This is a genomic window from Saccharibacillus deserti, from assembly GCF_013618475.1.
In the GTDB taxonomy this organism is placed as follows: domain Bacteria; phylum Bacillota; class Bacilli; order Paenibacillales; family Paenibacillaceae; genus Saccharibacillus; species Saccharibacillus deserti.
In genome coordinates this window covers 1,345,245-1,356,774 of record NZ_JABJVN010000001.1, presented here as the reverse complement: position 1 = coordinate 1,356,774, position 11,530 = coordinate 1,345,245, and the positions used below count along the sequence as shown (strand labels likewise).

Annotated in this window: 15 protein-coding genes and 1 pseudogene; all 16 read left to right on the top strand. The window is 40.5% G+C overall.

Annotated elements, in window-relative coordinates; genetic code table 11:
• The first annotated feature begins 334 nt into the window (after window positions 1-334).
• The 16 genes and pseudogenes from HOP44_RS06115 (at window position 335) to HOP44_RS06040 (ending at window position 11,466) form a co-directional block, all read left to right on the top strand.
• Window positions 335-1,198 (top strand): aminoglycoside phosphotransferase family protein, encoded by an 864-nt coding sequence (locus HOP44_RS06115; protein ID WP_172251432.1) that lies wholly within the window; start codon window positions 335-337, stop codon window positions 1,196-1,198.
• Between the two features lie 317 nt (window positions 1,199-1,515).
• Window positions 1,516-1,977 (top strand): hypothetical protein, encoded by a 462-nt coding sequence (locus tag HOP44_RS06110; RefSeq protein WP_172251431.1) that lies wholly within the window; start codon window positions 1,516-1,518, stop codon window positions 1,975-1,977.
• A 190-nt stretch (window positions 1,978-2,167) separates the two neighbouring features.
• On the top strand, window positions 2,168-2,410 hold the full coding sequence (locus HOP44_RS06105; protein WP_172251430.1) for a hypothetical protein: 243 nt from the start codon (window positions 2,168-2,170) through the stop codon (window positions 2,408-2,410).
• Window positions 2,411-2,788, top strand: a complete 378-nt coding sequence (locus HOP44_RS06100; protein ID WP_172251429.1) for a retropepsin-like aspartic protease — start codon at window positions 2,411-2,413, stop codon at window positions 2,786-2,788.
• 184 nt (window positions 2,789-2,972) lie between these two features.
• Window positions 2,973-3,365 (top strand): contact-dependent growth inhibition system immunity protein, encoded by a 393-nt coding sequence (locus HOP44_RS06095; protein WP_172251428.1) that lies wholly within the window; start codon window positions 2,973-2,975, stop codon window positions 3,363-3,365.
• A 157-nt stretch (window positions 3,366-3,522) separates the two neighbouring features.
• A complete protein-coding gene (locus tag HOP44_RS06090; RefSeq protein ID WP_172251427.1) occupies window positions 3,523-4,038 on the top strand; it encodes a GNAT family N-acetyltransferase in 516 nt (171 codons plus the stop codon).
• Window positions 4,039-4,282: 244 nt separating this feature from the next.
• Window positions 4,283-4,771: an NUDIX hydrolase gene (locus HOP44_RS06085; RefSeq protein ID WP_172251426.1), complete on the top strand. Its 489-nt coding sequence runs from the start codon at window positions 4,283-4,285 to the stop codon at window positions 4,769-4,771.
• Between the two features lie 192 nt (window positions 4,772-4,963).
• Window positions 4,964-5,398 carry a hypothetical protein gene (locus HOP44_RS06080; RefSeq protein WP_172251424.1) on the top strand — a complete coding sequence of 145 codons (435 nt, stop codon included), beginning with the start codon at window positions 4,964-4,966 and terminating at the stop codon, window positions 5,396-5,398.
• Window positions 5,399-5,554: 156 nt separating this feature from the next.
• Window positions 5,555-5,851, top strand: coding sequence for a hypothetical protein (locus HOP44_RS06075; RefSeq protein WP_172251422.1), 297 nt, complete (start codon window positions 5,555-5,557; stop codon window positions 5,849-5,851).
• Window positions 5,852-6,703: 852 nt separating this feature from the next.
• Window positions 6,704-7,269, top strand: a pseudogene (locus HOP44_RS23245) (GNAT family N-acetyltransferase).
• 11 nt (window positions 7,270-7,280) lie between these two features.
• Window positions 7,281-8,069, top strand: a complete 789-nt coding sequence (locus tag HOP44_RS06065; RefSeq protein ID WP_172251420.1) for a nucleotidyltransferase — start codon at window positions 7,281-7,283, stop codon at window positions 8,067-8,069.
• Window positions 8,070-8,132: 63 nt separating this feature from the next.
• Window positions 8,133-8,510, top strand: coding sequence for a hypothetical protein (locus HOP44_RS06060; RefSeq protein WP_172251418.1), 378 nt, complete (start codon window positions 8,133-8,135; stop codon window positions 8,508-8,510).
• Between the two features lie 369 nt (window positions 8,511-8,879).
• Window positions 8,880-9,362 carry a tetratricopeptide repeat protein gene (locus HOP44_RS06055; protein ID WP_172251416.1) on the top strand — a complete coding sequence of 161 codons (483 nt, stop codon included), beginning with the start codon at window positions 8,880-8,882 and terminating at the stop codon, window positions 9,360-9,362.
• Window positions 9,363-9,747: 385 nt separating this feature from the next.
• Window positions 9,748-10,389: a hypothetical protein gene (locus HOP44_RS06050; RefSeq protein ID WP_172251414.1), complete on the top strand. Its 642-nt coding sequence runs from the start codon at window positions 9,748-9,750 to the stop codon at window positions 10,387-10,389.
• Entirely contained in the window at window positions 10,379-10,831 is a 453-nt protein-coding gene (locus HOP44_RS06045) for a VOC family protein (protein ID WP_172251412.1), read from the top strand. The genes HOP44_RS06050 and HOP44_RS06045 overlap by 11 nt, the downstream gene beginning before the upstream one ends.
• A 326-nt stretch (window positions 10,832-11,157) precedes the next feature.
• Window positions 11,158-11,466 carry a hypothetical protein gene (locus HOP44_RS06040; RefSeq protein ID WP_172251410.1) on the top strand — a complete coding sequence of 103 codons (309 nt, stop codon included), beginning with the start codon at window positions 11,158-11,160 and terminating at the stop codon, window positions 11,464-11,466.
• Window positions 11,467-11,530 lie beyond the last annotated feature (64 nt).

The window sequence follows — 11,530 nt, the reverse complement described above, 5'->3', positions numbered from 1 at the left end:
TCAGAAGAAATTCAAAAAGAAAACTATTTAAGGATTAATAACACGTATTTGAGTGCCGAAGAAGTTGCAAAGCAAATCAAAGTCAATTTCAATTTGTAAACAACTTCATGTAAGTAATTCGAAGAAGCTGCTGACATCCTATAACATAATATTCACGCTGCGGACATTCGTCCTTGATCCGACATGCGTCGGATACCCGGCATTGCCGGGTCGTGAACACAGGAACGTTATTAGAAAGAATTCCTCCAAAGACTTGTAAGTATTTCAATCGCAACGTCCTGTTGCTTGATGGAATAAATGAGAGTTTGAATTTTATTAAAAGGGGGAAAGTTTGATGTTAAATCGTGTCATTCAACAGTTAGGATTACAGGTGGTATCAATTAATGAGGTTGAAGACTCCCATAGTTCAACAGTTTATAAATGTACTTTATCCAATAGTGCAAATGTTTTTTTGAAAATTCCTTTTTCAAAATTGAAGTATCAGCGAGAGTTAGAATCCTATGAAATTTTAAAAGGAAATGTTTCCATCCCTGTAATGTTGGATTATTGGTCAGGTGATGAGGAGTGTCCTGGTGCTTTTTTATTGTCTGAATTAAAAGGAAAACCATTAACATCTAAGGCTACACCAACAGTTGCATACCAAGTTGGAGTTCTTCATGCTGAAATGCATTCTACTCGTCCTCCAGATAATCAAGTATTAACAGGTATACAAAATGAATTTCCGAATTGGTCTAATTTTATTGAACGTCAGTTTTATAGTGTTGCTGAAGATGTAAAGGACATATTAGATGAACGGTTATATATAAAAGCCATTGAAAAATATGAAAAGATGAAGAAACAGCTACCGCCCCCAGATGGACCAAGCTTCGTACATATGGATTTTCGTCCTGCAAATATAATTGTTGATAATGAAGAAGTTTCAGGAATAATAGATTTTGAAAGTGTAAAGTTTGGTTCAACAGAAATCGACTTCACTAAAGTGTATCGTGATTTTCTAAGTGTTGATGTTAGCTTGTATAATGCATTTCAAGAAGGTTATAACAGTATCAGACCATTAATTGATTTAGAAAATGTTTTGCCTTTCTACAGTTTTACTGATGCCTTTATTAGTATTGGATGGTGTAATCGTCGGGGCATTGAAAAAAATGCTATATTTCTAGAAGAAAATTTAGAGAGATTAAAAAAACGGTTGTTATAAAATAAAAGTGATTTAAAGGTTAACGTAGATTGAATTAGCGGAGACGTTAGTTCAATTATTATAAAAAATATTTTGCGGGCCGACGTCCTGTCTCAATTCGAAGAAGCGGAGGAATTCCATCAGATAACAAAGCATGCACGCGGCGGTCCAGCTAGCTGTCCCTTGGTCGCCAGAAGCATTTGAAGATTATTCACTACGGTGCTAATTCAGTAGCATGGAAGCGGACTCAGGCGACAACCCTGCACCACCCAACCGCGTCGCGGTCGGTCGCTTCGTTCCCTTAGGGTGGTGAGGGTTCGTGAATACAGGAACGTTATATGAAATCGACTAGAATGGTGAAAGGGAAGTCAATGAAGATTATAAGATCAAAGGAAGAGCTAGAAGGAAGCTGTTACATCGAAGTCTTACCCGGAAAATATTTTGGAGAATGTTGGAGTGAAAAATCGATTTTCTTTACTGAAGAAGTATTTGGTTTTATAGAAAAATCAATTGATAATGAATTTCCTGAATATGATCATTATGCGTTTAATAAAATCGGTCGAGAAACTTGGTTTAAAATCCTTGATAGATTAGATATGTTAATCAATTTTATTGATGAAGATGTAACAATTGATCAACTAAAAATGAATGTATATTTCATCTTTGCCGATACTGAACAAGAATTTCAACAAGATTTTAATAATAATATTTTGAAAGTAAGGGAAATAGCTAAAGAATTTCAAATATGGATTAAAGAACAATTGGAAACCTACGAATATATTTCAGTTCTAGGCATCTAGCTACTCAAAGAAGCCGTCGATATCACATAACATCATATTCACGCTGCGGGCATACGTCCTTGGCCCGGCATACGCCGGACACCCGATATGCGTCGAGTCGTGAATACAGGAACGTTAAGTGAAATTCCAGTGAGAGTTGTAGACTTGCAGAATGGTATAATATAACCATCCAAAGACAGGAGGGATAATAATGAAATGGCAAGAAGTTCAACAGATTTTCCCCAATCAATTTGTGAAGTTCGAAGTGCTTCATTCGGAAGAAACAGACAATCAGGAAATCATTGATGATGTGGCTGTGATCGGTCCTGTCAGTGATGAAGAAGCAACCCGAGAGTTATTGAATAGTCGTGATAAGACCTTGGTTTATCATACTTCTAAAGATCAAGTTGTTGTGAAGGTACGAAAAAACATAGGGTTAAGGAGAAATCTTTAAATGAACATTGAATATAGAGATGGACTGTTATTTACAGAAATAACGGTCCATTTTAATAAGCAGAAGAAAATCATATCGAACATTGTGATTGATACCGGAGCCAGTCATAGTTTGATTTCACAAGATGAAGTAGATGAGATTGGAATTCAAGTTGGAATCGAAGATGAGATCATCACTAGTTATGGAATTGGAGGCAAAGAGCATGCCTTCAGTAAGCGTATCGACGGTATTCAAGTAGGAGATTTCATTTTAAAAGATATATACATAGATTTCACTTCATTCAAATATCACAATATTCATGGACTTTTGGGACTAGATGTACTGATCGAAGGGGAATTCAATGTAGACCTTAAAGAACTTAAACTGCTTCGTTCATAAGAAAGAGATTTCAAGAAATTGAGTAAGCGGTTCAAAGAAGAATGGAACTTCACTTAACATAATATTCACGCTGCGGACATTCGTCCTTGATCCGGCATTCGCCGGATACTCGACATACGTCGAGTCGTCAATACAGGAACGTTATGTGACATACCGGAAACCATTTATTTAAGAGGGTGAAACCATGCAGCAAGTCGATCTAACCCAAACCCTTGAAGAGCTTGAAGGTGAATGTTGGGATGAACCGAATTTTGCTTCCTCATTAGTGATCCAAGTCCATCAATTAAGGAAGAAACCTCTTTGTGAATGGAACAATGAAGATTTAAGGATTTTGATCGGGCAACAAATGAATCTAGATTGGCTTTTGCCATTAGCCCTAGAGCGACTAATACAGAATCCATTTACATCAGGAGATTTATATATCGGAGATTTATTTTGTTCCGTACTCCAGATTGATCAAGCCTATTGGGAAGAACATAAAGAATTAAAGAACGACTTGGATGAAGTGATTAGAACCTATGAAGACGTAAGAAAGACATTAGAAAAGCAGATAAGTACATACAGAAGCGATTTGTAAGTCGATTTAAGGAGCCCGGTACATCACATAACATCATATTCACGCTGCGGGCATGCGCCCTTGGTCCGGCAATCGCCGGACACCCGACATGCGTCGGCTCGTAAATGCAGGAGCATTAAATGAAAGGGAAGCAAAAAGATAAATAAGGAGATATCCAATGGACGTGGAGATAGGAAGAATTAGTAAAGATCAAAAGGATAAATTTTTAAATCTATATAATCTTTATTTGTATGATTTATCGCAATATACAGGTGAAGATCCTCAAGAAAATGGACAATTTGATCCAACAAATACTTATCTATATCTTGAGAGGGATGAATTGTATCCATTTTTCATCAAGTATGAGGAAAAGACAGTTGGATTTATATTAGTCTGTTCTCCTCCGTTTGTTGCTGGAGGAGTTGATTATACTATACAAGAGTTGTTTTTACTAAGAAAGTATAGAGGCCTGAACATTGCATCTAAAGGTGTAGCTAAAGTATTAGGCCAGTTTAAAGGAAAAATTAGTATTAGTCAGCTTGAAGCGAACAAACCGGCTGTGTATTTTTGGAGAAAATATTATCGAGAACACAATCTGAAATATACGGAAGATCAAGAGTGTATTGAGATTAATGGACTAGAAGGACTACATAAAGTAATAACTCAAACGATTGAAATTCCAAAAACGGGCTAGAGTAGTTCGGAGAAGGCTTCCCCTTCATATAACACCGCATTCACGCGTCGGGCTGCCCCTTCGGTCGCAGACGTGGGTTCGAAGAAGTGGATGCTGCGACAACTCCCTATGGGAGTTCGTGAATGCGAGAAACGTCATAAGAAATCAGCGCAAAAACTCAAAACCTACAAGCATCTACTTTCAAGCAACAAAAAAGGATAAGTACCATAGGAAACCCATTTTATCTAAATAGGAGGTTGTGTAAATGGCATTTCCAACACACATTGTATCGGCCGGCGGAATTGTTGAAGACGAGAAGGGAAACATCCTGTTAGTCAAAGCTCATGACGATGGTTGGGTTTATCCTGGCGGGATAATTGAAGTTGGCGAGAACTTGATTGATGGCGTAATTCGTGAAATCAAAGAGGAAAGTGGAATAGATGCTACTGTTAGCCATTTAATTAGTGTTGTGTCAAACACAGCGATACATAAATGGTACGACGGTGTGACTGATGTCCCAACAAAAGTAATGTTTGACTTCGCATGCAAATCTTTAGGTGGTGAGTTATCTACGTCTGAAGAAACAAGCGATTGCAGGTGGGTTCCAAAAGAAAATGTGCTAGATATGATTACTTTGCCTGCAATCCGTATGCGTTATGAAGCCTATTTGAACTTTAACGGGTCTGTAAACTATATCGAATACGTTACTGCGACTACGTCAGAATGTAATATCAAACTCCAGAAGTATGTTTAGTTGCACGAGACGTGAAATGTATATGTGTCTCGAAGAAGGAGCTGACATCTTAAAACATAATATTCAGGCTGCGGGCATACGCCTTTGGTCCGGCATTCGCCGGACACCCAGCATGCGCTGGGTCGTGAATACAGGAACGTTACCTGAAAGATCGGTAAACCTTTAGAAGTAACAGAGCAAAGGATGAAAAAAATGAATGAAGTTTATTTTTTAAGACACTATATATCGACGCTTAAATATCGGAGTTCAAAAGCGATTTTGAATACACCAATAAATTATTACAATTTTGATATAGGAAGTGGAGTCAGAACACCTATAGAGATTTTGAAACACATGTCGGATGTCATTAGATATGCTCAAACCGTATTTGATGATCGAATACAAATGGTCGTACAAATAAGTACCTGGGATGACGAAGTTAATACATTCTTTAAGGAACTTTCCAAACTGGATGAATTAATTGAAACAATAGGGATACCTCAAAGAGAAAGAATTATTGAACAACTTATACAAGGGCCTTTATCAGACGTTATGACGCATGTCGGACAATTATCAATGTTAAGAAGGATGGCTGGAGAACCGATACCAAGAGAGAATTTTTTTAAGGCTGAAATCAGAGTTGAATAAATAAGAGATTGTATGACAACTCGAAAAGGATCCTTCAGATAACCCTATATTCACGCTGTGGACATTCGTCCTGGGTCCGGCATTCGCCGGAAACCCGACATGCGTCGGGTCGTGAATACAAGATAATTAAAACACAAAATAGAATGAGGCGAATTCATGAAAAGAATGATATTGATTTGTTTTATTACAGCTGCTTGTATGCTATCTGCTACAGCATGTCAATCAAAAAAAATACCAGATAAAAGTGATAATAAAACGGAAATAACAGAAGTTGAACAGAGCATCAATGAAAATTTAGATATTATTACATCGAACAAAGACACTTCATTTTCAAGTAATCCCAGTGACTATATAAATGCAAATAGAAAGCTTTACGAAGAGATAATAAATACTGGAGATAAAGGATTTGAATTTTATTTAAAGAGCTTAAGCAAAGTCCTAATGATGGACTGAAGGAATGGATAATGGCTAAAGCAGGGGAAGACATTTTAAAAGGGAAAAAGCCGAATATTCAATGGACAAGCGGGAAGGACTGGTTACAAAAATATGAAAAGATAAGAAACTGATTGATTTCGCAACTCAAAAAGGGCTGCCCCATCTGATAACATCATATTCACGCTGCGGGCATACGCCCTTGATCCGGCATTTGCCAAATAGTGAATACAGGAAAGTTATCGGAAATAACATGCGGTAAGAATTAAAGCGGAGGATTACGAAATGAATTTTACTATCTTATATTTATGATTTTTCGGAATTCCTCAACTTTGATGTAGAAGAGAATAGGAAGTACAGTCCTTACCCTTTGGATGATTATTTTAAAAAAGGAAACGACCGACATCAAGGGCCGTGGGAAGTGCATCAAATTGAGAGTAATCCAGGAACACGGATATTTTGGAAAAGAGTGATCAATGAATACACGAAAGGTCAATTTGAAGAGCGGATAGAAAACGGAAAAACCATGCAAACGTTTATCAGCTAATTCAAGAAGACGTGTTACATTAGACAATCTAATACCCATGCAGCGTACATTTTTTCTTAGTCTGGCAGGCGTCGATCCGTGGGAAAAGAAGTTAAAAAGCAGATGGACAAATGGCTTGCAAGAAAATGGGGAAACGTTTAAACCATACCGGTTACAAAACTCTTAAGGAAGGATGGGGATCTCCATGAGCCGTTTGCTGCTAACCTGCTGCGGTTTTTGTACGGAAGACATTAGACATCAATTTCTGGGGTTTATTGATCGGGACACGCCGTGAATACAGGAACATTAGACGAAAGCATGGTAATCAGGGATAAGGGTGAGGACTCATGGGAATCGAACAATTATTTGGCGAATCTCCGACGTTCGAAACGAATCGATTATTACTGAGAAAGTTTTCGATGATGGATGCCGAGGATTATTACCGGATTGCCTCCGATCCAATCGTAACTTCGCAAACGACATGGGAAAGGCATGCTTCCAAAGAAGACTCGATCAAGTATATTCAAAAAGTACTGGATAAATATAAAAGACACGAAGGATTTCACTGGGGGATCGTCTATAAATCAAGTGGCCAACTGATTGGGAGGACAGGATCGATCCGATCCATAACAAGGCGGAGCTTGGCTACGTTCTTTCAAAAGACTACTGGAATCAAGGGATTATAACAGAGGCAACCAGCCAAATTGTGAAATATGGTTTTTCAGAACTCGGGCTAAACCGTATCGAAGCCCAGTGTAACGTGAACAACCTGGGGTCTTATCGAGTGATGGAGAAGCTGGGGTTGGTCATGGAAGGCGTGCTTAGAAAGCAATTAAAGATAAAAGGGGAATATTTAGATCAAAGAATGTATTCAATACTAAGATCGGATTTTGAGAGCGAATTCGAGGAATAGGAGAGATTCCTATGATATTGGAAAAAGTCATAACTCACATGAATATTCAAAGCGAATATAAAGAGTTTGTTGCGAAATATATCGACCAAGTCCGCAACGAATTCAAAGACAAGGTTCATAGCATGTATATGTGCGGCTCCATCCCAAAAGGAACGGCTAAACCGTTTCAGTCGGATGCGGACTTCACTCTTTTATGTGCAAATCCGGAGGATATCGATTACGCCAAATTATCTTCTATCAAAGAAAGGCTGTTGGAAGAATATCCATTCCTCACCAAGATTGATACGATCATTTGCTCGATTGACGATGTATTCAGCAAACCGAATGAGTGGGGCTTTTGGATTAAGATCGTCTGCGTTTGTGTAGAAGGTGAGGACATGGGTGAAAAAGCACCCCCGATCCTTATTTCTCCCGCGTTCATTTTAGACTTGAATACGGAGACTCCGGAAGAAGTGGATCGTCTGCATCGTTTACTTGGCGAAGCGGATGACCCGGCCCTGCAAACCAGATATATAAAAGGGTATTCCAAAAGATTGCTTCGTGCCTTATACTCTTTGATTTTGGAAGATACGGGGATCTGGGAAGATGACATTAGGAAGATGAAGAACGCTATAATCAACCACTCTGGGATTGATCCCGATTTGGTTGACTATCTGTACACGTGTTACTTGGATAGCGATGTGCGTATAGTAGAGTTTCTGGAAAAGGCAGAGGAAATCTATCGCTATTTTGAAAATGTTCTACAGACAATGGCTGCCAAGTTCTACCCAAATCCCGACAAGCCCAATTCGAATATGTAGGAGTGATTGTCATTGGTCTGCTACAAGCTAAATTCATTGAAAAGTTGGAGAAGGCCATAAGTAATGAAGCCAAAAAGCATGGTGCCGCTTACGCTGCTCTTATTCCTGTTCACTACCGCATGCAGCCAAACCAAACCTTTTCCGGAAACTCAAGCAGGCCGTCTGATTATAGAAGAAGCGGCCTCTGAACTGATAAACAAGTATCCTGGGTTTGTAGTGTTTTCTGACAATACTTATGGCAGTCCGGATAAGTTGGTGCGTATCGCGATGCGTTTCGAAGGAGAGGCGGTAAGAGCTCAACAGCCGGATTGGAAACCTCTATTCCAAGATACTGAGATTGCGATTATGGCTCTATCCGCTGTCGAAAATGAAAAGAAAGACCAGGAAATCCGGTTGGCGGCAAAAAAGAAAAACTCCAATCAGTTACAGTTTGTTCATTGAAAACATAACGAGCGTGCGATGTTGACCGGGTCCACGCTAAGTCAGGAATAGAGGGGATTGTGATTATGGGTTCCGGATGCGGTAATCGCCAAAGACGAATCTCATTTCTATCGAGGCGAACATCACGATTTACCAGACATATCGATGATCAAGAATTCCTGGATAAATACAAAGCTTACTCGGATCCCCGATATGTGCCGGGAGATATGGAATACGAGGAACAAGTGTTACATGAACCGCTGAATGTCTTCAGTTGGATATAGATTCAAGGATATATCGAAACATCGGTGAGATCGGAGCCATGAAACTGCAGCTATTAGGTGTGAAAGCGGAGATTGATGATAAATTGGCATAAAAGGAATGATAAACGTGAATCCATTAGAAGCTGCAATTCAATTAAGAGAATCAGGGGAATCTGAAGAAGCAAGAACATTGTTGCTGGAATTAATAGACTTGCAGCCATCCAACCCTTCTGTATGGTATCAATGCGCTTGGACTCATGATGTTCTAGGCCTTGAAAGGGAGGCAGTTCCTTATTATAAGAAGTCTTTGGAACTTGGGTTGAAAGAAAAGGAAAAAAAAGGGGCTTTGTTGGGTCTCGGAAGTACATATAGAACGTTAGGAATGTACGATGAAGCCAAATCAATATTTGAAGAAGCGATTAGAGAATTTCCGGACTGCAGAGAATATCAAATTTTTTATGCTATGGTTCTCTACAATCAGAAAGCATTCAGTGATGCAATGTCGATATTATTAAAGCAATTAGCCGAAACAAGTAAGGATGAAGGCATACAAAGTTATAGGAAAGCATTAGTTTTTTATTCAGATCAATTAGACCGGGTATGGGATTAATACGATTGGCAGTGAAAAAGGAGAACAAGGGCTGTACGTCAATCCAACCCAACGATATCGATGTGATCTCGAAAAAACCCCTGGATGTCGAGAAGATCGTATCTGCGTTTGAAGATTTCCTGGGAGAGCCGCAGCCCACGGAAAGTTAATTTTTTTAGAGAACTTAAGTAAAGCACAGATGATGGACTGAAAGAATGGATCCTGGCGAAAACATGCGAAGATCTGTTAACAGCTGCAAAAGCATTCTCGGGAACCTTTGAATCCGCACGGTGCCGAGAAACGCCTGAGCCAAACCAAAGCACAGATGCTAAAAGTATCAAGCGAAGTTGAAAAAGACCTGTAAGTCGATCAATTAGAATTGGCAGCCCTAACAGGAGGACTAAACATGCCGTGGCCCATGGTTCACTTTGCAGTATCGCAGCAGTTGTATTCGGGAAATCCCACCCCTCATTTATTATTGGGAAGTATCGCACCGGATGCCGTTCACAGTAGAGGGAACGTGACCCGGGAAGAGAAAGGTTCTACCCATCTTGTACGCGAAGGCAGATTGCCCGAGAAAGAACGCATATTTGAAAAGTTTGAAGAGTATCTCCTGCTGGAGCCGGAACCCGAGTGGAGCGACTTTGTGGTGGGTTATTTTACTCATATCTATACGGATCTGCGCTGGACCGAAACGTTATATTCCGATTTTGAAAAAGCTTATACCGGTGACCGGATCCGAGACGTTTATCACGGGGAAGCTAGTCAACTTGAGTTTGAACTTCAAAGATCATTAAACCAGGCATCGGAAATAAAAAGGAGGCTGGCACAAGCGGAGGGGTATGCGATCCGGCCTTTTGTGACGGCAGAGGAAGTTAGGCAGTACCGGGATCTCAAGCTGCAGTGGTTGGATAATCCGAATAATGAGCCGCATATCTCCAACCGCTATTTTACAGCAGCCCAGGTGGAGATATTCATTACGGAAACGACGCATGAAATAAAAGAAATTCTAAAAAACAGAAAGGGAAGTGACACTCATGAATCCTGAATTTGCGTTTACTCGAATTGGATATGTTTATGTACCGACAACGGAGATTGAGCAGTCCATCGATTGGTATACGAGAAATCTGGACTTCAAACTGATTAATAAATTCCAGGATCGGGGTTCCTTTATGGCTGTGCTGCACCACCCGCATAAGCACTCCATTGCACTGCTACTGATTGAAACCGAAGACAAGCAGCCGCTTGAGATCACAAGAAACGGAAAGCCTTTTCCGATCATGGCTATCCATTGTCCGAACATCGAGTTTACCCATAAGAATTTGAAAGACCAAGGAGTTGCGGTAGAAGAGCTGCATACGTTTGGTAAAGGTGAAGCCAAGTCTTTTTATTTTCGAGATCCGGAAGGGAATCTGTTGGAAGGGGCTTGGTCAATTTGGGATCCTGAAGACGAAATCAAAGAAGATTACAAAAACCGTCGGAAGGATTAAGCTCAAGATGGATTCTAGTTCAGATGAACGCAGCGGAATCGTAAGTTCGCATCCGGCAGCAATCGATCAGTTGTTTTTAGTGCCTCAAGGTGAAGGGTGGGTATCCGGTGATACAATATGGGGTTAGACGCCGAGCAAACCGCCCGGATGATTCAAGACAGGTTCGGGCTGTGAAGAGGAAGATGGATCGCCGGATTCGCCCAAACCCGTCCTTTTTCTTCAAATTGCAGCCGCAGCGGTTCTGGTGCTCGCAATAGACGGTTTGCTGTATGGTAAAATCAAAAAGAACTAAGTGTGACCATTTCAAACAATGGAGGATCATCGTTATGAATCAGCGTTTTCGTATCACAAGATCCATGCAGTCCGACCAGCCGCATCCTGCGCTTTCTCTCGAAGAGTGCCGGGATTATTTTGCTTCCCAATCCGACTTTGCGTATTCCGATACGCTGACGGTGAACGGACCCGAGAGCCGCATGTCGATCGAAGGCGACTTTTTTATGTGGCAGCAGGGCGACAAGCTTATTCCTTTCCGGCTGTATGCGGGGGATTTGTATGTGGCGCCGCCGGACGAAGGAGCCGTTAACCGGATGATTGCGGTTGCCACCGATTTGCACGCGGATATCGTCGAAGGCTGAAGTTCCCGGCAGCCGTTTCGCCTGAACCGCCGCAGGCTGCATGCCGGCGACCTATCCAGCCCGA

Bases quoted from the DNA above. Each gene is read 5' to 3' on its own strand.
- HOP44_RS06115 (WP_172251432.1), top strand. From the start codon at position 335: ATGTTAAATCGTGTCATTCAACAGTTAGGATTACAGGTGGTATCAATT.
- HOP44_RS06110 (WP_172251431.1), top strand. From the start codon at position 1,516: ATGAAATCGACTAGAATGGTGAAAGGGAAGTCAATGAAGATTATAAGA.
- HOP44_RS06105 (WP_172251430.1), top strand. From the start codon at position 2,168: ATGAAATGGCAAGAAGTTCAACAGATTTTCCCCAATCAATTTGTGAAG.
- HOP44_RS06100 (WP_172251429.1), top strand. From the start codon at position 2,411: ATGAACATTGAATATAGAGATGGACTGTTATTTACAGAAATAACGGTC.
- HOP44_RS06095 (WP_172251428.1), top strand. From the start codon at position 2,973: ATGCAGCAAGTCGATCTAACCCAAACCCTTGAAGAGCTTGAAGGTGAA.
- HOP44_RS06090 (WP_172251427.1), top strand. From the start codon at position 3,523: ATGGACGTGGAGATAGGAAGAATTAGTAAAGATCAAAAGGATAAATTT.
- HOP44_RS06085 (WP_172251426.1), top strand. From the start codon at position 4,283: ATGGCATTTCCAACACACATTGTATCGGCCGGCGGAATTGTTGAAGAC.
- HOP44_RS06080 (WP_172251424.1), top strand. From the start codon at position 4,964: ATGAATGAAGTTTATTTTTTAAGACACTATATATCGACGCTTAAATAT.
- HOP44_RS06075 (WP_172251422.1), top strand. From the start codon at position 5,555: ATGAAAAGAATGATATTGATTTGTTTTATTACAGCTGCTTGTATGCTA.
- HOP44_RS06065 (WP_172251420.1), top strand. From the start codon at position 7,281: ATGATATTGGAAAAAGTCATAACTCACATGAATATTCAAAGCGAATAT.
- HOP44_RS06060 (WP_172251418.1), top strand. From the start codon at position 8,133: ATGAAGCCAAAAAGCATGGTGCCGCTTACGCTGCTCTTATTCCTGTTC.
- HOP44_RS06050 (WP_172251414.1), top strand. From the start codon at position 9,748: ATGCCGTGGCCCATGGTTCACTTTGCAGTATCGCAGCAGTTGTATTCG.
- HOP44_RS06045 (WP_172251412.1), top strand. From the start codon at position 10,379: ATGAATCCTGAATTTGCGTTTACTCGAATTGGATATGTTTATGTACCG.
- HOP44_RS06040 (WP_172251410.1), top strand. From the start codon at position 11,158: ATGAATCAGCGTTTTCGTATCACAAGATCCATGCAGTCCGACCAGCCG.